This window comes from Kitasatospora sp. NPDC032757 (genome assembly GCF_055579305.1).
The window spans coordinates 48497-67576 of the sequence record NZ_JBVINN010000019.1; the positions used below are offsets into that span (position 1 = coordinate 48497).

Below are 19080 nucleotides of genomic sequence, written 5' to 3' on the forward strand. Positions count from 1 at the left end.
GGTGCGTGGCAGAGCCCCTCGCGCGTCCTACAGCTCCTTGCGGAAGGCCTCGGCCACCGCGAGGAAGATCGAGTTGCCCTCGACCTCGCCGATCGAGATCCGGACGCCCTCCGGGAACGGGCGGACGATCACGCCGGCCGCGGCGCAGGCGGCCGCGAACTCCTGCGAGCGCTCGCCGAGCGCCAGCCAGACGAAGTTGGCCTGCGAGTCCGGGATCTCCCAGCCCTGGGCGCGCAGCCCGGCGACGACCCGGGTGCGCTCCTCGACCAGCGCCTCGACCCGGACCATCAGGGCCTCCTCGGCCCTCAGCGAGGCGACGGCGGCGTCCTGGGCGAGCTGGGTGACGCCGAACGGCACCGCGGTCTTGCGCAGCGCGGTGGCCACCGGCTCGTGCGCGATCGCGAAGCCGACCCGCAGGCCCGCCAGGCCGTACGCCTTGGAGAACGTCCGCAGCACGCAGACGTTGGGGCGGTCGCGGTAGAGCTCGATGCCGTTGGGGACCTCGGGGTCACGGATGAACTCGATGTACGCCTCGTCGACGACCACCAGGATGTCGGCGGGCACGGCGTCCAGGAAGCGCTCCAGCTCGGCGCGGTGGATCACGTTGCCGGTGGGGTTGTTCGGGTTGCAGACGAAGATCAGCCGGGTCCGCTCGGTGACGGCGGCCAGCATCGCGTCCAGGTTGTGGTCCCCGCCCTCGGTGAGCGGGACCGGGACGGGGGTCGCGCCGGCGACCTGGGTGATGATCGGGTAGGCCTCGAAGGAGCGCCAGGCGAAGATCACCTCGTCGCCGGGGCCGGCGGTGGAGAGGATCAGGGACTGGGCGACGCCGACCGAGCCGGTGCCGGTGGCGATGTGCTCGGCCGGGACGCCGAAGTGCGCCGCCAGCTCGGCGGTCAGCTCGGTGCCCGCCATGTCCGGGTACCGGTTGAACGAGCCGGCCGCCTTGACCGCCGCGTCGAGCACGCCGGGCAGCGGCTCGTACGGGTTCTCGTTGGAGGACAGCTTGTAGGCGTCGGCGCCGGCCGGCTTGCCGGGCTTGTAGGTGGGGATGCCGTCCAGGGTCGGCCTCAGCCGGGGCCCCTGCGGTGCCGTTCCACTCACGGTCCTGCTCCTTCTCTTCCACTCGGTCGAGCTCGGTCGAGCTCGCGGCGTTCTCACCGCTTCGAGCTGCTTCCGGCGCGTCCACGCCCGTCTCGGACGGGATCGCCGCCCGGCCCGGGAACTCGCAACGCACCCGGACCACCCGGTCGGGTGCCCTGAACGATACCGACCGCGGTCACCCGTAGGAGTGAGATGCCCGGTCGGGTTATGGGCGCAGATCAGCCATTCTGGCGGGTTCCATTGGCACATGTCAGAGGTAAGACGGCTGGTTTCGTGCGGGTATCGAAGGGGCGCGCAGAGGCTCACTCTTGGAGAAACGTATCTCCAAGGGCCCCCGATGCGCCGGTCACAGACCCTTGTCAGGAGCCATACGATCGGTCCGCCATGACAGCAGCAGCCAACCAGAGCGGTCGGCGACCCACCACCTCACGGCGTCTGGAGCGGGCCGGCATCCGGGATGTGGCAGCAGCCGCAGGAGTGTCGATCACCACCGTCTCCGACGCGTTGAACGGTAAGGGCCGCCTGCCCGACGAGACCAGAAGCCGGGTGCGCGAGGTCGCCGAACGCCTCGGCTACCGCCCCTCGGCCGCCGCCCGCACCCTGCGCACCGGGCGCTCGGGCCTGATCGGACTGACCGTCACCACGTACGGCGAGGAACCCTTCACCTTCACCGAGTTCGCCTACTTCGCCGAGATGGCCCGCGCCGCGACCAGTGCCGCGCTCGGCCGGGGCTATGCGCTGGTGGTGCTGCCCGCCTCCTCCCGGCACGACGTCTGGGGCAACATCGCCCTCGACGGCACCGTGGTGATCGACCCGCCCGACCAGGACCCGCTGGTCAGCGAGCTCTACCGGTCCGGCGTCCCGGTGGTCAGCGACGGCAAGCCCGGCAACTGCCCGGTCACCGCCTGGGTCGACAACGACCACGAGGCCGCCGTGCTCGGCATCCTCGACCACCTCTCCGAGGCCGGCGCCCGCCGGATCGGCCTGCTCACCGGCACCAGCACCGACACCTACACCCGGCTCTCCACCGAGGCCTACCTCGCCTGGTGCGCCAAGGTCGGCCAGGAGCCGGTCTACGAGGCCTACCCCGCGCACGACCCGGCCGCCGGCGCCGTCGCCGCCGACCGGCTGCTCGCCCGCCCCGACCGGCCCGACGCCGTCTACGGCCTCTTCGACCCCAACGGCACCGACCTGCTCGCCGCCGCCCGCCGGTACGGCCTGCGGGTGCCGGACGACCTGCTGCTCGTCTGCTGCAGCGAGAGCGACGTCTACGCGGCCACCGAGCCGCCGATCACCACGCTCTCTCTCAAGCCCCGGCGGATCGGCACCACCGTCGTCAACCTGCTCATCGACGCCATCGAGGGAGTGGACTCCGGGACGGGCGTCGACATCGCCCGGCTCTTCCCGCCCCGGTTCCGCACCGCCGGCAACGGCCCGCCGCCCGGCACCCTGATGCCCACCGAGCTGATCGTCCGCGCGTCCTCCCAGCGCCGGAGCCCGCGCACCACGGTCAGCCCGCCGCGTCCGCCGGGCGAGGTGTAGGAGCGCCCTGGGCTCGCCGCCCGCACCCGTGCGACGAGCCCAGAGGCGGTCTAGACCATACCTAGCCGGGACAAAACGGACCTGACGGACCACCCGGCTGACGCTCCGGAGGATTGGATACCCACCAGGTGACGACGCCGGGAGAGTGGTCTTCCTATGATGGGCGAATGACACCCGAGGACCGCTTCCCCGGGCCTGAACACCCGGACTCAGGCCGCCGCCACCAGCCGGACCTCGACGTGCTGCCCTACGGCACCTACTACGAACCGGAGCCGGCCGGGTACGCCGAGGCGGCGTACGAGTCGGAGACGTACAGCGGCTACGGCGGCGCCCGCTACCTCGAACAGCACTGGCCGGGCACCGGGCACCCGGAGAACGGCCACGATCCGCAGCGGGACGGCCACGGCCGGCCGGAGCACCACCACCCGCAGGACCACGGCCTGCCGGACCACCACGGCCCGCAGAACCACGGCCTCCAGGACCACCACCCGCAGGACCACCACGGCCCGCAGGCCGCGCACGCCGGGTACGAGCCGACGCTCCCCGACCGGCCCTCGCCCGCGCACCAGAGCGACGACCCGCCGACCATCGAGCTCGGCCCCCCGTTCCCCGAGCCCGGCCTGCCGTACCACCCCTACCCCGCGCCCGCCCCGAACGAGCCGCCCGGCCCGCTCTACGTCGTCGGCGACGTGCACGGCTACCTCGACGAACTGCTCGCCGAGCTGCGCCACCAGGGCCTGATCGACGCCGACGGCCACTGGTCGGCCGGCCGCTCCCGGATCTGGTTCCTCGGTGACTTCACCGACCGCGGCCCGGACGGCATCGGCGTCATCGACCTGGTCATGCAGCTCGCCGCCGAGGCCGCCGCCGCCGGCGGCTACTGCCGGGCCCTGATGGGCAATCACGAACTGCTCTTCCTCGGCGCCTCCCGGTACGGCGACGAGCCCGTCCAGTCCACCGCCGGCACCGCCTCCTTCCTCGCCGCCTGGCGGCTCAACGGCGGCCAGCAGCACGACCTGGACCGGCTGGAGGCGCACCACGTCAGCTGGCTCTCCCGGCTCCCCGCCATGGCGCTGGAGGACGGCCACCTGCTGCTGCACTCCGACACCACCGCGTACCTGGAGTACGGCGAGTCCATCGCCGAGGTCAACGACGCCGTCCACGACCTGCTCGCCGACGAGGGCGTGGACGAGTGGTGGGACTGCTTCCGCCGGTTCACCAAGCGCTTCGCCTTCCGCGGCGACGCCGGGCCGCAGGCCGTCCACGAGCTGCTCGACACCTACGGCGGCTCGCGCATCGTGCACGGGCACAGCCCGATCCCGTACCTCACCGGCGCGGTGCACGCCGACGACGGCGCGCCGCTGCACATCCCCGGCCCGTACATCTACGCGGACGACCTCGCCGTGGCGATGGACGGCGGCGTCACCATGGAGGGACGCCTGCTGGTCGCGCGACTGCCGATCTGACGGTCAGACAGTCCTACCGGCCCGCTGGGCCTGAAGTCCGCCCGGGCGCCCCACCGAACACCCGTTCCCGGCGCCCGGGCCGGACCGCACGCGCGGACCGGGGCGCGAAATTCCGGAAAGTTACTGTCAGCGCGACCGCACCCGCCCCTACCATCGAGGCACACCACACCCGGCCGCCCGTGTGGCGGCCGTCTCCGTGCCCGTCCCTGCCCGCCCGCGGGCCTGGGCACGGGGGTCCCCCCGGCCGGAGGCCGGGGGATGGGTTCGCATGAACGGGGTCCCCATGAACAACGCCCCGCACCTGCTCGCCGAGGACCGCCCGGACTTCGAGCGCCTCCTCGACGAAGCACTGCGCGACGGCACCATCCTGACCGCCCTGCGCACGCCCGGCGCCCTCACCGGCGACCAGCTGCGCATCCAGACCCTGCGCGCCGCCGACGGCGTCGCGGCAGCGGCGGCCACCGAGTACCAGCACTACCTCCGGCTGCGGGAGAGCCTGCGCAGCACACCTCCGCCCGCCCAGGACGGTGAACCCACCGCCCCCGGGCTGCTCACCCAGCTGCGCTCCGCCAACGGCGGCGCCGGGCTCTTCCCGGTGCTCACCGTCCTCACCCCGATCCTCGCCTGGACCGCCGCACTGATCCTGCTGCTCCTCGGGTACGGGCTGCGTGCCGCCGACCCCGAGATGGCGCTCGCCCGCTCGGTACTGACCGCCGGCTGGCTCGCCCTGGCCGCCGGGGTCGCCGCGATGGCGGTCGGCATCGTCGGGCTGATCCTCACCGCCCTGCGGGACGGCTCCACCGTGCCCGCCCCGGCCGGGGCCGACCCTGACCTCGCCGCCGAGCTGGCCGACGCCCGGCGCGAGTGGCAGCGCGCACTGCGCGACCGGGCGCTGCTGCCGTACCTGCACACCGCCCTGCGCGCCGACCCGGCACCACCGACGGCCGCCGTCATACCGGCGCAGGCGGGGGAGGCGGCCCGGCCCGACGCACCCCGGCCCGACCCTTCCCGGCCCGATTTCAGCAGCCCCGACTTCAGCAGCCCCGGCTACACCGGACCGGGTTTCAGCAGCCCCGGCGCCGAGGGGCTCACCGACCAGGAGGGCCGGGAGCCGCGCAGCGCCACCTTCACCACCCCGGACTTCACCGGCCCCGGCTACACGCCGCCGGCCTTCACCAGCCCCGACGACGTCTGAGGCCGAGGACCCTCCCCGGCCGCACCGGGGCGGGCGGGGCGGACCGGGGCGTGCGTCCGCAGCAGGGCCGGGCCGTTCGGTCACTGCGCCGCGGCAGGCGGACGGGCCGCCTGATCGATCACTCGTCCGTCGCGGTGGCGTCCGTCGCGGTGGCATCCGTCGCGGTGGCATCCGTCGCGGTGGCATCCGCAGCGGCGGCATCCGTCGCGGCGCGGACGAACGCGCGGACCCGCTCGGTGGTGTTGCTCTCCCTCCAGACCAGCCCCCGTTCGATCGGCGGCGCGTCGTGGACCGGCACGTAGGCGATGTCGGGGCGGGGGTAGTACCGCCGGGAGTGCTCGCCGACGGGCAGCACGCCCTGGCCCAGTGCGACGAGGGTGAGCATCTCCGAGAAGGTGTTGCCCACCGGCCCCTTCGGCACCGGCCGGCCGGACGGGGTGCGGTCGGGCGTCCGGTCCCGCTTGAACCCGGCCGAGGTGGCCGCCGGGTACTGCACCACCGGATGGTCGCCGAGGACTTCGACCGACACCCGGGCCTCCCGCGCCAGCGGATGCCCGGCGGCCACCGCCAGCACCCGCCGCTCCGAGAGCAGCACCGGCCCGCAGACCAGGCCGTCGCCGTCGAAGGGATAGGCGGCGATGAGCAGGTCGACGGAGCCGTCCAGCAGGCTCGGACGGGAGTTGAAGAGCTGCACCTCGCGCACGTCGACCCGGCAGCCGGGGTGGCGCTCGCCGAACAGCCGGACGGCCCTGAGCAGCACCGGCGCGGTCCACTCCCCGAGGAACGCGACCCGAAGCTCCCCGGTCACCCCGCGCCCGGCGTCCACGGCCCGCCGCACCGCCTCCTCGAACCCCACGACCAGCGGCGCCAGGTCGTCCGCCAGCCTCCGCCCGATCGCGGTCGGCCGGACGGTACGGCTGGTCCGCTCGAAGAGCCGGGCGCCCGTCCGGCGCTCCAGCTTCCCGATGACCTGGCTGATCCGCCCGGTGGTCACGCCCAGCCGCTCGGCGGTCCGCCCGAAGTGCAGCTCCTCGGCGAGCGTCAGGAAAGCCTCGATCTCGTGCCGCTCCCACATACCCCGACATCCGATCGTTGAGTCCGACTCAACGATCCTAGTGCAGACGTGCGTTGATGACGCCCCCCGAACGGCAGATCATGGAACACGTCACCAGGACCACCGCCCACCCCCGGGAGCCCACCATGGCCGCCGTCCGCATCAAGGCCTTCGACCACCTCGTCCTCAACGTCCAGGACGTCGAGCGCTCGCTGGAGTTCTACGTCGGCCTGCTCGGCCTGGAGCCCGTCCGGGTCGACGAGTGGCGGGCCGGGCGCGTCTCGTTCCCCTCGGTGCGGATCACCCCGGAGACCATCATCGACCTGAGCCACCGCGAGCGCGGCGAGTCCAACGTCGACCACCTCTGCCTGACGGTGGACCCGCTGGACTGGCAGGAGGTCATCGACTCCGGCGTCTTCACCGTCCTCGAAGGCCCCGTCTCCCGCTACGGCGCACGCGGCAACGCGACCTCCGTCTACGTCCAGGACCCGGACGGCAACACCGTCGAGCTCCGCTGGTACCCGGAGGACGCGGCGCAGTAGCCGGCCCCGCGCCTCCTCGCGGCCTCCTTCACGGCCCGTCCAGGTCACGGCCTCCTTCACGGCCTCCTTCGCGCCCCCCGGTTCAGGCGAGCAGTTCGGCCGCCGGCGTGTGGTTGCCGGCCGCCGCGGCGCCCGCCATCGCGAACGCCGCGATCCCCGGGTCGGTGCCGGGCGGGACCACCAGCAGGAGGAAGTGGTCCTGGAAGCCCCGGGTGAGGCTGATGGTCTCGTCGCTGGCGGCGAACCAGCCGATCCGGACCACGAGCCCGTCCACCAGGACCGACCGGGGAATGTCGTTCCAGGCCGCGGAGTCCAGGCCGACCCGGACGATCCGGCCCAGGTGGACGCCGAGCGCGGTGATCAGATCCGGCAGCTCGGCCTGGATGTCGTTGGACCGGGGCCACCAGGCCCCGTCGAACACGCCCGCGCGCGACATCGTCGGCTCCAGCACGAGACGCGGCAGCAGCGGGACCCCAGGGGTCGACCACGGCCCCGCGGCGGAGATGGGAAGAGGAATCGGCATCATCACGAGCCGCCCGTCAGGCCCTTCGGGAAGGACCGCATCATGACCCAGGGCGACACCGGTGCGAGTACCGGCATTCCACATGTCCTCGGTTGCCTCCCAGGCTACTCCGGCCGGACCCCCGGGGAGGCCCCGCCGGGAGTAGCCTGGACCTATCCAGGGCAACTCGTATCCCGGTCACCGATCCGGCCTCGTTCTGGGTGAACGACAGCACCGGGCAGCCGCAGACGGGCCGCCCGGAGGCGGGCTCGGGCGACACCATGACCGTGACCATCAGAAGCACCCCTCCCGCACGGCCGGCCGGCCCCGCCCTCACGGTCGCCGACGCCATGGAGCCGTACGAGTACCAGATCACCGACGACATCACCGTCGACCAGGCGAACGACATCTTCCACAGCGCGAACGTCGCCTACCTGGTCGTCCGCGACCACAACGGGCTCTGCGCGGGCCTGGTGACCCGGATCGGGCTCCGCCCGTTCCTCGCCCGCTCCTGGTACACCGAGCACATCCCTGTCCGCGACACCATGCACCAGCGCGGCCCGTTCGCCTGGCCCACCATGGCCCTGGACAGTGCCGCCCTGGCGATGCGGATCAAGCGCCTCGCGGTCTGGCCCGTCATCGACGACGACGGCTACCTCCTCGGCATCCTCACCGCCGACCGCGTCACCGCCATGACGGCCGCCCGCGCCGCCGCGTGACGGCGCAAGCGACCGGGCACCGGAGCACGGCGGTGCCGGCCCGGAGACACTCCGGGCCGGCACGCGCGAGTGACGTGACGTCAGTCAGTGAGCAGGGGCAAGAGGCAGCCCCACCGGGGCTCGTCCGCTTCGCCTCACGAGATGGTGCGCCTCGCCCCGGGTCGACGGTCGCTACCCCGCGGCACGGCACCGGCCCGCGCCTTTCCCTCCGAAGCGCGGGCCGGTGTCGTCCGGAATGGTCAGTCCGCGAGCGGGAGGTAGACCCGGTTGCCCTGGGCGGCGAACTCATCGGACTTGGCCTGCATGCCGGCCAGCGCCTCGGCGTCGAAGTCGCTCGGGACCGCGCTGGAGCCGTCGCCGTGCTCGTCCCGGATCTTTTGCGAGATCTTCATCGACGACAACTTCAGTCCGAAACCAGCACATCGCGTCTGAATGCGCCGACGTGATGCCTTCTGAGCGGCATCGAGGCGCGACTCGGGGGGCTCGGCGTGCCGTGGCAGGGTCAGCGCCGCGGGTAGACGAGGACGGGGCCGATGCCGGTGTCGTCGCCGAAGACCGCGGCGTCCGCACCGATCAGGTCCGGGACGAGTGTCCCGGCCGGGAGCGCGGATGCCTGGCCGGTGGCCAGGACGACCGAGGTCGGTGTATCGCTCAGGCCGCCGGTGTTCTGGTCGGGTGTCTTGGCGTTGCCGTATGCCGTTCCGTCCTTGTCCACCGTGGTCAGTTGAACGGGGTTGCGGGCGCCGGTCGCCTCGAAGCAGTAGCCCTTCTTCGCCTGCAGGTCGAAGACCGCGAAGTCGGCGATCAGGTAGCGGCCGTCGGACGACAGTCGGGGCGTGGCCTTCTTCCCCGTGCACTCGACCGTGGCGAGCACTTGGCCGGTCCCGCCGTCGTGCACGGCCCAGACGGACCTGTCGTTGTCGTGCCCGGTGGGCGGCCACGCGGCCACGACATGGCCATCGGGTGATCCGTAGGCCGTCACTGTGCTGGAGCCTACGATGGCGCTCGCCCCTGCGGGTACCACGTCGCCGCTGAACCAGCCGCCGAGTGCCCAGAAGGCGCCCCGGCCCTGAACCAGCGGGCCGGCCGGGGTCAGCGCTGTGACACCCGTACCGGTGTTGCAGGAGCCGAAGGCCAGCTCGCAGGGCTTGGGGGCGTTCAGGGCGGCGTTGTTCCGGTCGTACGTGGTGACCTGGCCCGAGAGTACGTCCACCACGGCCGTGGACCGGCCCAGTTGCACCGCGGTGAGGCCGCCGTCGCGCTGAACGCCGTAACCGGTGGCCTTGTCCGGGACCGTGGTCTCCTTGACCGGCGCCGCCTCACCGCTGGACGCCGTGTCGTACGCGGCAAGCCGTGTGACGCCGCTCGCTCGGTTCACGCCGTCCCCGCCTTCGGCACCCGTGACCGCGAGGACCGCGTATTCCTTACCGGCCTTGTGCGTGACGAACACCATGGCGTCGGCGTCCAGGCTGTCGCGCGTGGGATTCGCGACCGGCTTGCTCCGCCAGCGGATCGCGCCGGTCTTCGCGTCGTAGGCGAGGACGCTCGCGGTCTTCTTGTCCTCGGAGATCGAACGGAACAGGACCAGTCCCGCGTCGGATGCGACAGCCGGACCACGCAGGTTCCCGTCCTTGCCCGCCTCGACCTCCCATCCCCTTGTACTGTCAAACGCCGCCGGAATCGGTTTGGCCGGCACGGCAGACCGGGACGGCACGGCAGACTGGGACGGCACGGCAGCCGAGGTCTGCGTCCGGGACTCCTTGGGATCACCTGGACCCGACGAACCTCCACACGCGGTGAGTGAGAGTGCCGCGAGCGTCACGAACGCTCCCGCCTTCGCCATTGATCTGACCATGCGCTTCCCCCAAAACCAGCTCTGCGCAGCCACTATGGCTGTACGACAGGTTTCCCATTCCCAGCACGGAGAACCGTCCCACCATGGCAGCACCCGGCCGCCCGCCTCGTCCACGGGATTTCGGGTGCCCGGAGACAGCAGAGCGCCGCCCCGAGGTGATCGGGGCGGCGCTCAGGTGTCCTGGGTCAGTCGGCCATCGGCAAGTAGACCTTGTTGCCGTGGGCCTTGAACTCCTCGGACATGGCCTTCATGCCCTCGACAGCCGTCTCGTCGTACTCCGGCGAGGCCTGGCCGTTGCCGAACTTCTCATTGATGGATTTGCTGATCTTCATCGAGCAGAACTTCGGACCGCACATGGAGCAGAAGTGGGCGGTCTTGGCGGGTTCGGCCGGGAGGGTCTCGTCGTGGAAGGCACGAGCCGTCTCCGGGTCGAGGGCCAGGTTGAACTGGTCCTCCCAGCGGAACTCGAAGCGGGCGTCGGAGAGGGCGTCGTCCCACTCGCTGGCGCCGGGGTGGCCCTTGGCGAGGTCGGCGGCGTGGGCGGCGATCTTGTAGGTGATGACGCCGGTCTTCACGTCGTCGCGGTTGGGCAGGCCCAGGTGTTCCTTGGGCGTGACGTAGCAGAGCATCGCGGTGCCCCACCAGGCGATCATCGCGGCGCCGATGCCGGAGGTGATGTGGTCGTAGCCGGGCGCGACGTCGGTGGTGAGCGGGCCCAGCGTGTAGAAGGGGGCCTCGTCGCAGATCTCCTTCTGGAGATCCATGTTCTCCTTGATCTTGTTCATCGCGACGTGGCCGGGGCCCTCGATCATCACCTGGACGTCGCGCTCGCGGGCGATCCGGCCCAGCTCGCCCAGCGTCTGCAGCTCGGAGAACTGCGCCTCGTCGTTGGCGTCGGCGGTGGAGCCGGGGCGCAGGCCGTCGCCGAGCGAGAAGGTGACGTCGTAGGCCGCGAGGATGTCGCAGAGCTCCTCGAAGTTGCTGTAGAGGAAGTTCTCCTGGTGGTGCGCCAGACACCAGGCGGCCATGATCGAGCCGCCGCGGGAGACGATGCCGGTCTTGCGGCGGGCGGTGAGCGGCACGTAGCGCAGCAGCACGCCGGCGTGGACGGTCATGTAGTCGACGCCCTGCTCGCACTGCTCGATGACGGTGTCGCGGTAGACGTCCCAGCTGAGTTCCTCGGCCTTGCCGTCGACCTTCTCCAGGGCCTGGTAGAGCGGCACGGTGCCGATCGGCACGGGGGAGTTGCGCAGGATCCACTCGCGGGTGGTGTGGATGTTGCGGCCGGTGGAGAGGTCCATGACGGTGTCGGCGCCCCAGCGGGTGGCCCAGGTCATCTTCTCCACCTCCTCCTCGATCGAGGAGGTGACGGCGGAGTTGCCGATGTTGGCGTTGATCTTCACCAGGAAGTTGGTGCCGATGATGGCCGGCTCCACCTCGGGGTGGTTCACGTTCACCGGGATGACGGCGCGGCCGCGGGCCACCTCGGCGCGGACGTACTCCGGCGCCAGGCCCTCGCGCAGGGCCACGAACTCCATCTCCGGGGTCACGATGCCGCGCTTGGCGTAGGCGAGTTGGGTGACGGCGGCGCCGCCGCGGCCGCGCAGGGGGCGGCGCGGGCGGCCGGGGAAGACGGCGTCGAGGTTGCGCAGGTTCCCGCCGCGCGGCGAGGTGTGCTTGATCCCGTCGTCCTCGGGGCGGGCCTCGCGGCCGTCGTACTCCTCGACGTCGCCGCGCTGGCGGATCCAGGGGTCGCGCAGCGCGGGCAGGCCGCGCCGGACGTCGGGTTCGTAGGACGGATCGGTGTACGGGCCGGAGGTGTCGTACAGCGGCACGGTCCTGCCGTTGGTGAGCACGACCTCGCGGTACGGAACGCGCAGGTCGGGGCGGGACCCGTCGCGGTAGGCCTTGCGCCAGGCCGGGGTCGGGTAGCCGGTGCCCGCGCTGCTGACGGCGGTGTTCTGGGCAGACTGCGGCTGTGCGTCGAACGTGGTCATCAGACCCTCTACTCCCTACGCCGGCATTACCCGGTCAGGTTCCTGCGGTCGACGCAGCGGTCGGCACGTCCAGCGACGTACCGGTCAGCGTCCTCTCAGCCCGGTGCTCCGAGCTCCCGTGTCCGCAGGCGGTGTTGCCTGCGCATGACGTCCAACACCGTAGCGAGCGGATCGCCGCTGGTCCAGACGGGTTCCAGCCAGTGGGCAGGGGTGGCACACTGGCGGCATGGTGGGGGCTACCGGCCGGGTGACCGGGAAGATCGGACCAGGACTGGTCGGCGAGGTGCTGGTCCACGTCCGCGAGCGGCAGAGCACCGAGGCGTTCCTCGCCCACCCGGCCGTGCCCGGCGAGGTGCTGGCGGTCGGCACACCGGTGGTCGTGGTGGAGTACCAGCCGCCGCGCACGGTCTACGTCGCTCACGCGCTGGGCTGACGCGCCCCACCGCTCCGGGCCGTCCACGGCGTCCTTCCAGCGCCCTTCCAGCGCCCTTCCGACGTGCTTCCGGCGGCCTCCCACGTGCTTCCGGCGGCCTTTCTGGCGCCGTTCTGACGCCCCCTTGACGCGATCTTGACGGTCCTGGTGCGAACTCGGGACGAAATGTCCTTCCAACTGATCCACGGGAGGCGCAGAATCTCCTGCTGCCACCGCGTTCCGCGCCATCCTGCAAACAGAGCGCAGCCACGGAGCCGGTGTGCCCTGAAGGGGGAATTCGCCGATGCTGATCGGCATTTCGGGGGCGGTCGTCGCCTCCATCGTCATCCTGGTCGTTCTCTTCAAGCTCATGTGGCGGGTCGCCGAGCCCAATGAGGCCCTGGTCATCTCCGGTTCCAGGCACCGCGCCGAGGGGGTCGGCGAGGGGATGGGTTTCAGGATCGTCACCGGCCGCGGCACGCTCGTCACCCCGGGCGTGCAGGTGGTGCGCAAGCTCTCCCTCGACCTGAACGAGGCGGACCTGGACGTCGAGTGTGTGACGTCGCAGGGGATCCCGGTGCACGTCAAGGGCGTGGTCATCTTCAAGGTCGGCGACGACACGGTGTCGATCGCCAACGCCGCCCGCCGCTTCCTCGACCAGCAGCAGATGATGGGCCACCGGGTCCACAACGTCTTCGCGGGTCATCTCCGCTCCATCGTCGGCGGGTTGACGGTCGAGGACATGATCCGCGACCGCGAGCGGCTGACCGGGGAGACCCGCGCCGCGTCGGGCACCGAGATGGAGAAGCTCGGCCTGATCATCGACTCGCTCCAGATCCAGGAGATCCTCGACCCGACCGGGTACATCCAGAACCTCGCCGCCCCGCACGCCGCCGCCGTCATGCGCGACGCCCGCATCGCCCAGGCGGAGGCGGACCGGCAGGCCACCGAGGCCGAGCAGGAGGCCTTCGCCCGCAAGGCCGAGGCGACCCGTAACAGCGGTATCCAGCAAGCCGGTTACCAGGCCGAGCTGGAGACGGCCACGGCCCGCGCCCAGCAGGCGGGACCGCTGGCCCAGGCCGCCGCCCGGCAGGAGGTCGTGGTCCAGGAGACCAAGGTCGCCGAGTTGGAGGCGCACCGCAAGGAGCAGCAGCTCCAGGCGGACGTCCGCAAGCCGGCCGACGCCCGCGCGTACGAGACCCGGACCAAGGCCGAGGCCGACCGCGACGCCCGGATCTCGGCCGCGCAGGCGCAGGCCAAGGAGACGGAGCTCAAGGCGGCCGCCGAGGCGAACCGGGTGAAGGTGGCCGCGGGAGCCGAGGCGGAGGCCACCAAGGCCCGCGGCCTGGCCTCCGCCGAGGCCACCCGGGCGACCGGCCAGGCCGAGGCGGCCGCGGCCGAGGCCAAGGGTCTGGCCACGGCCGAGGCCACCCGTGCCCTCGGTCTGGCGGAGGCCGAGGCGATCAAGGCTCGGGCCGCCGCCCTGGCCGAGAACCAGGAAGCCGTCGTCGCCCAGCAGCTCGCCGAGAAGTGGCCCGAGATCGTCCGCGCCGGCGCGGAGGCCTTCGGCAACGTCGAGCACATGGTGCTGCTGAACGGCGCCGAGGGCATGGGGGAGATGTTCGCCAAGGCCCTCACCATGGGCGGCACCGGCCTCGGCCTGGCCCGCCAGCTGCTCGCCGGCATGAACGGCCCGGACCGGCCGGAGCAGACCGGACGCCCTGCGCAGCCGGAGCCGGCCGCCCCGGCGAGCGCGGTGGTGCCCGTCCAGCAGATCCCCGTCACGGACTGACCGGGGCTCCTCACGTGCCCGTCCGCCGTACCGGCGGGCGGGCACGCGTGCGCCGTCGATCGTTATCAGCCACCCGGTGACCGAAACGATCATCCCTGGCACCATAATGCTCACAACTGCTCCGCAGATACTTCTCCACCGCCCCACCGGTGCAGGTGACGAACGCGTCGAGCAGCAACAGACATTCACAATCCAGGGGGAAGCACACAGTGCGCCTTCGTCATGCCGTCGGCGTCAGCGCCGCCGTGGTCTCCGCAGTCGTCGGACTGCCGCTCCCGGCGGTCGCGGCCGAGCCCGCCACCGTCCTCTACGTCGACAACGGCCGGTCCGCCGGCTGCGACGACCACGGCACCGGCACCTCGGCCAAGCCGTACTGCAGCGTCCAGGCGGCCGCCGATGCGGCCCTGCCCGGACAGACCGTCCAACTCGCCCCGAACAGCGAGCAGCTCGGGGACCTCGTCATCACCCGCTCCGGCGAGATCGGCAAGCCGATCACCTTCCGCGGCAGCACGCTGGCTCCGCTGAGCGCCTACCAGCAGCCGTCGATCACGCCGTCCTCGGGCACCCCGATCCGGCTCACCAACGTCCACGACGTGGTCATCACCGGTATCGGCCTGGCGCACACGGAGATCGCCGGCTCGGCCCGCGTGGAGCTGTCCGAGAACTGGTTCGAGGACGCCGTCGAGACCGCCGGGCCGCCGGCGCCCGCGGTCGCCGTCAAGGGCCAGAGCGAGGCGGTCACGGTCACCCGGTCGGTCTTCTACCACACCCGCGGGCTCTCGGTCGGCGCCGGTGCGCGGTTCACCACCGTCTCCGCCAACCAGTTCAGCCAGTCGACCGCCACCGCGATCGACGTCACCGACGCGACCGGCACGGCCGTCACCAACAACACGCTGACCAACGGCATCACGATGGGCCTCTCGCTGAACGGCGCCTCCACGGGCTCGGCGGTCGTCAACAACATCGTGAACGGGTCGAGCGTGTCGCTCTCGGCGGGCGCCGCCGCCGACGCCAAGGTCGACTACAACGTCGTCCACCCCGTCCAGGGCCTGCCCGCCTACAGCTGGGCCGGCACCGGCTACCAGTCGGCCGCCGAGCTGCTCGCCGCGACCGGCCAGGGCGCCCACGACAACAACGCCGCGGTCACCTTCGAGAACGCCTTCCTGCCGCTCGCCGTCCCGACCCTGGACAACAGCAGCTCCGTGATCGACTCCGGCGACCCGGTGCCGCCCCGCGGCAACGTCGACCTGGCGGGCAACTACGCCACCGACCACCCGCTCGTCGCCAACAGCGGCCCGAACGGCAGCTTCCGCGACCGCGGCGCGTACGAGGTGCAGGGCCTGCTCGGCGTCGAACTGAAGGCCGCCGGCACCGTCCACCCGGAGCCCACCGGCCCCGGCCCGCTGACGGTCGACCTCACCGCCGTGGCCGACGACAGGTGGCACAGCGCGCTCACGTACACGTTCGACTTCGGGGACGGCAGCGCGCCGGTGACCACCCCGGAGAAGACCGTCCGGCACACCTACACCAAGGCCGGCGGCTACACCCCCAAGGTCACCGTCATCGACGGCCGCGGCGGACGGAAGACCGACGCCGTCGACTCGCCGGTCAGCGTGACCCAGGACGGTCAGATGAACCTGCTGCTGACCGGCCGCGTCAACAACATCCAGGACTCGCTCGGCTTCGAGGCCGACGCCACCGGCACCACCTCGCCCTGGGCGATCACCGGCTACACCTTCGACTTCGGCGACGGCACCGCGCCCGTCACCAACACCACCGGCAAGGCGTACCACGCCTTCGCCCAGCCCGGCGGGCACACGGTCAAGGTGACGGTGACCGACGACTCGGGCCAGAGCCGCAGCGGCAACCTCCCCATCACCGTCGACTACGACCCCGCCGGCTTCAAGGCGCTCTCCCCGACGCGGGTGCTCGACACCCGCTGGGCCGGCGCCCAGAACCACAAGCTCGGCTCCGGCGAGACGCTCGACCTGGACGTCCGCCACCCCGTCGCCAACGGCGGCGCGACCCTGGTGCCGTACGGCGCCACGGCGGTCGTCCTCAACCTGACCGCGACCGAGGGCACCGCGGACAGCTTCCTGAGCGCCTACCCGACCGGCGGGACGCGGCCGATCACCTCGAACGTCAACTTCGGCCCCGACCAGGACGTCGCCAACCTGGTGACCGTCCCGGTCGGCCCCGACGGCCGGGTCACCATCCGCAACAACGCCGGCTCGGTGCACGTCGTCGGGGACGTCCTCGGCTACTTCGACCCGACCAGCAACCAGTGGTACCAGCCGGTCACGCCCGCCCGGCTGATGGACACCCGCAGCACCAACGCCCCCCTCGGCCCGGACTCCTCCCGCCGGCTGAAGGTGGCCGGAGTCGGCGGCGTCCCCGCCGACGCGACCTCGGTGGTCCTCAACGTCACCTCCACCGAGTCCACCGCCAACAGCTATTTCGCCGTCCACCCGGCGGGCTCCCCGCTCCCCGTGAACGGCTCCAACCTCAACACCGTACCGGGCCGGGACATCCCCAACCAGGTGGTCGTCCCGGTGGGCGGTGACGGCTCCGTCGACATCTACAACCACGCCGGCAGCGCCCACGCCATCGTGGACGTCTTCGGCTACTACAGCCCCAACGCCCGGGGCCGGTTCACCCCGGTCGTCCCGAGCCGGCTGCTGGACTCCCGTGACGGCGGCGGTGCCAAGTTCGGCCCCGGGGGCACCCGCACCGTGACCGGCGTGCCGGCCGGCGCCGTCGCGGCCGCGGTCAACCTGACCGCCACCGAGACCGACACGAACACCCACCTCATCGCCTGGGCCACCGGCTCGGCCCGCCCCGACACCAGCAACCTCAACGCCTCCCCGGGCCTGGACGTGCCCAACCACTCCACCGTCCCGGTGGACGGCCAGGGCCGCTTCGACCTCTACAACAACGCCGGCTCCACCCACGTGATCGCCGACCTGTTCGGGTACTACAAGAACATGTAGCGCCCCGCGGGCGGGCCCTCCCACCGGACGGCCCGCCCGATCGAGTAGCCCGCCCGCGCCCACCTGAGTACCCGTACTCAGGTGGGCGCTGCGCTGCCCGCCGGAGCATGGAGGCATGCACCCAGCAGCCACCGCGCGGATCGGCATCACCGCCGTCGGATCCCACCTGCCCGCCCTCCGCCTGACCTCCCAGCAGCTCCAGGACGAGGTCACGGCCGGCGGCCGGCTCCGCCTGCCGGAGCGGATGTTCGAGAAGGCGACCGGCATCGTCACCCGGCACTTCGCCGCCGACGGCGAGTACGCCTCCACGCTGGCGGTCGGCGCCGCCCGGCGCGCCCTCGACGCCCGCGGCCTGGACCCGTACGACATCGACCTGCTGCTCTACGCCTCCGCCACCCGGGACATCTGCGAGCCGGCCACCGCCCACCTCGTCCAGGCCGAACTCGGCTCGCACGCCCACGCGCTGGACGTCAGCAACGCCTGCAACAGCTTCCTCAACGGGATCGACCTGGCCCGCGCGATGATCCTGGCCGGCCGGGCCCGGCGCGCCCTGGTGGTCACCGGCGAGACGCCCAGCCGGGCGATGCGCCGCGACCCGGGCGGGCTCGCCGACTTCCGCGACGGCTTCGCGGGCTACACCTTCGGGGACGCCGGCGCGGCCGTCGTCGTCGAGGCCGTCGAGCGCGGCGGCATCCTCGACGTCGAGACCGAGACCGCCTCCGAGCACTGGGAGGCCGGCGGCATCCCCGGCGGCGGCTCGCGCCACCCGCGCGGCGACGAGTACAGCTACTTCCGGGGCGGCGGCAAGGAGTTGCGCGGCGTCTTCGAGAAGATCGGCGGCGCCATCCTGACCCGGGTGGCGGCCCGCACCGGCCTCGGCTGGGACGACTACGCCCGGGTGCTGGTGCACCAGGTCACCGTCCCGTACCTGGAGCGCTTCGTCGAGCTGACCGGGGTGCCCGCGGAGAAGCTGGTCCTCACCGTGCCGGAGCTGGGCAACATCGCCAGCGCCACCATCGGTGTCCAACTCGACCGAATACGACCGGAGCTGGAGCAGGGGGACAAGGTGCTGCTGATCGGCCTCGGCGGTGGCGTCAGCCTGATGACGATGGTCTGGGAGGCGTCATGACCGACCTGTGGGTGGTCGTCCCCGCCTACCAGGAGGAGGCCCGGATCGAGGGCACGCTGAACGCCCTCGCCGCCCAGCGGGACCGGGAGTTCACCCTGCTGGTGGCCGACAACGGCTCCACCGACGCCACCGTGGCGAAGGTCCGGGCCTTCGCCGGGCGGGCGCCGTTCCCGGTCGAGGTGCTGGTCGAGCCGGAGAAGGGGGTCGGCTCGGCGATCGACACCGGCTTCCGGCACGCCATCGCGCACGGCGCCACCCTGCTCGCCCGCACCGACGCCGACTGCCTGCCCGAACCCGGCTGGACGGCCGCCGCCCGGGCCGGGATGCTCGAAGCCCGCGGCCTGGTCTGCGGCCGGGTCACCGCCCGCCGGGACGAGCACGGGCCCGCCGGGCGCGCGGTCTTCCTGGCACTGGTCGCGGTCGGCGCGTTCTTCGGCCGGATCCGGCCCGCGCACCGCCGCCGGCACGGCTACCTCACCCCGTACCGGATGCACGCGGGCAACAACATGGCGATCACCGCCGAGCTGTACGAGGCGGTCGGCGGGATGCCGCGCCGGCCCTCGCCCACCGACCGGATGTTCATCAACCGGGTGCGCCGGCACACCACCGCGATCGTCCGCCGCCGCGACATGGTGGTGCAGAACTCCACCCGCCGGATCCGCGCGTACGGCGTGGTCGGCACCGCCCGCTGGTACCTGGAGCGCGGCGCCGGCCCGCGCTCCGCCGACGTCCGCTGAACCGCCGCCGCTCGCCGGCCCGCTGGGCGCCGCCGGCCGCCCGC

Annotated in this window: 16 protein-coding genes; 10 read left to right on the top strand and 6 right to left on the bottom strand. The window is 72.3% G+C overall.

Going from position 1 to position 19080, the window contains the following annotated elements:
* Nucleotides 1-27: 27 nt before the first annotated feature.
* Nucleotides 28-1104, bottom strand: coding sequence for a histidinol-phosphate transaminase (hisC, locus tag ACZ5WK_RS21685; RefSeq protein ID WP_465549066.1), 1077 nt, complete (start codon nucleotides 1102-1104; stop codon nucleotides 28-30).
* A 384-nt stretch (nucleotides 1105-1488) separates the two neighbouring features.
* On the opposite strand from hisC, the gene ACZ5WK_RS21690 reads away from it, so the two are divergent.
* The 3 genes from ACZ5WK_RS21690 to ACZ5WK_RS21700 all read left to right on the top strand — a co-directional run bounded on the left by ACZ5WK_RS21690 (nucleotide 1489) and on the right by ACZ5WK_RS21700 (nucleotide 5307).
* Nucleotides 1489-2646, top strand: a complete 1158-nt coding sequence (locus tag ACZ5WK_RS21690) for a LacI family DNA-binding transcriptional regulator (protein WP_396322911.1) — start codon at nucleotides 1489-1491, stop codon at nucleotides 2644-2646.
* 167 nt (nucleotides 2647-2813) lie between these two features.
* On the top strand, nucleotides 2814-4112 hold the full coding sequence (locus ACZ5WK_RS21695) for a metallophosphoesterase family protein (protein ID WP_465549068.1): 1299 nt from the start codon (nucleotides 2814-2816) through the stop codon (nucleotides 4110-4112).
* A 268-nt stretch (nucleotides 4113-4380) separates the two neighbouring features.
* Nucleotides 4381-5307: a hypothetical protein gene (locus tag ACZ5WK_RS21700; RefSeq protein ID WP_465549070.1), complete on the top strand. Its 927-nt coding sequence runs from the start codon at nucleotides 4381-4383 to the stop codon at nucleotides 5305-5307.
* 118 nt (nucleotides 5308-5425) lie between these two features.
* Here ACZ5WK_RS21700 and ACZ5WK_RS21705 read toward each other — a convergent pair whose 3' ends face one another.
* Entirely contained in the window at nucleotides 5426-6382 is a 957-nt protein-coding gene (locus ACZ5WK_RS21705; RefSeq protein WP_465549072.1) for a LysR family transcriptional regulator, read from the bottom strand.
* Between the two features lie 125 nt (nucleotides 6383-6507).
* Here ACZ5WK_RS21705 and ACZ5WK_RS21710 point away from each other — a divergent pair, with 125 nt between their 5' ends.
* Entirely contained in the window at nucleotides 6508-6903 is a 396-nt protein-coding gene (locus ACZ5WK_RS21710; RefSeq protein ID WP_465549203.1) for a VOC family protein, read from the top strand.
* An 82-nt stretch (nucleotides 6904-6985) separates the two neighbouring features.
* Here the strand turns inward: ACZ5WK_RS21710 and ACZ5WK_RS21715 are convergent, their stop codons facing one another.
* Nucleotides 6986-7510, bottom strand: coding sequence for a DUF5994 family protein (locus ACZ5WK_RS21715; protein WP_465549074.1), 525 nt, complete (start codon nucleotides 7508-7510; stop codon nucleotides 6986-6988).
* A gap of 116 nt (nucleotides 7511-7626) precedes the next feature.
* Here ACZ5WK_RS21715 and ACZ5WK_RS21720 point away from each other — a divergent pair, with 116 nt between their 5' ends.
* The gene (locus ACZ5WK_RS21720; RefSeq protein ID WP_465549076.1) at nucleotides 7627-8124 is read left to right on the top strand and encodes a CBS domain-containing protein; all 498 of its coding nucleotides are present in this window, start codon (nucleotides 7627-7629) and stop codon (nucleotides 8122-8124) included.
* 239 nt (nucleotides 8125-8363) lie between these two features.
* Here ACZ5WK_RS21720 and ACZ5WK_RS21725 read toward each other — a convergent pair whose 3' ends face one another.
* The 3 genes from ACZ5WK_RS21725 to thiC all read right to left on the bottom strand — a co-directional run bounded on the left by ACZ5WK_RS21725 (nucleotide 8364) and on the right by thiC (nucleotide 11976).
* Nucleotides 8364-8516 carry a thiamine biosynthesis protein ThiC gene (locus ACZ5WK_RS21725; protein WP_465549078.1) on the bottom strand — a complete coding sequence of 51 codons (153 nt, stop codon included), beginning with the start codon at nucleotides 8514-8516 and terminating at the stop codon, nucleotides 8364-8366.
* Between the two features lie 110 nt (nucleotides 8517-8626).
* Nucleotides 8627-10093 carry a hypothetical protein gene (locus ACZ5WK_RS21730; protein WP_465549080.1) on the bottom strand — a complete coding sequence of 489 codons (1467 nt, stop codon included), beginning with the start codon at nucleotides 10091-10093 and terminating at the stop codon, nucleotides 8627-8629.
* 71 nt (nucleotides 10094-10164) lie between these two features.
* A complete protein-coding gene (thiC, locus tag ACZ5WK_RS21735; RefSeq protein WP_465549082.1) occupies nucleotides 10165-11976 on the bottom strand; it encodes a phosphomethylpyrimidine synthase ThiC in 1812 nt (603 codons plus the stop codon).
* Between the two features lie 226 nt (nucleotides 11977-12202).
* On the opposite strand from thiC, the gene ACZ5WK_RS21740 reads away from it, so the two are divergent.
* The 5 genes from ACZ5WK_RS21740 (at nucleotide 12203) to ACZ5WK_RS21760 (ending at nucleotide 19036) form a co-directional block, all read left to right on the top strand.
* Complete coding sequence (locus ACZ5WK_RS21740; protein ID WP_465549084.1) at nucleotides 12203-12409, top strand: hypothetical protein; 207 nt, start codon at nucleotides 12203-12205, stop codon at nucleotides 12407-12409.
* 283 nt (nucleotides 12410-12692) lie between these two features.
* Nucleotides 12693-14180 carry an SPFH domain-containing protein gene (locus tag ACZ5WK_RS21745; RefSeq protein WP_465549086.1) on the top strand — a complete coding sequence of 496 codons (1488 nt, stop codon included), beginning with the start codon at nucleotides 12693-12695 and terminating at the stop codon, nucleotides 14178-14180.
* Nucleotides 14181-14389: 209 nt separating this feature from the next.
* A complete protein-coding gene (locus ACZ5WK_RS21750; RefSeq protein WP_465549088.1) occupies nucleotides 14390-17170 on the top strand; it encodes a PKD domain-containing protein in 2781 nt (926 codons plus the stop codon).
* Nucleotides 17171-17285: 115 nt separating this feature from the next.
* A complete protein-coding gene (locus ACZ5WK_RS21755; protein WP_396322928.1) occupies nucleotides 17286-18299 on the top strand; it encodes a 3-oxoacyl-ACP synthase III family protein in 1014 nt (337 codons plus the stop codon).
* Nucleotides 18296-19036, top strand: coding sequence for a glycosyltransferase family 2 protein (locus ACZ5WK_RS21760; RefSeq protein ID WP_465549091.1), 741 nt, complete (start codon nucleotides 18296-18298; stop codon nucleotides 19034-19036). The genes ACZ5WK_RS21755 and ACZ5WK_RS21760 overlap by 4 nt, the downstream gene beginning before the upstream one ends.
* Nucleotides 19037-19080 lie beyond the last annotated feature (44 nt).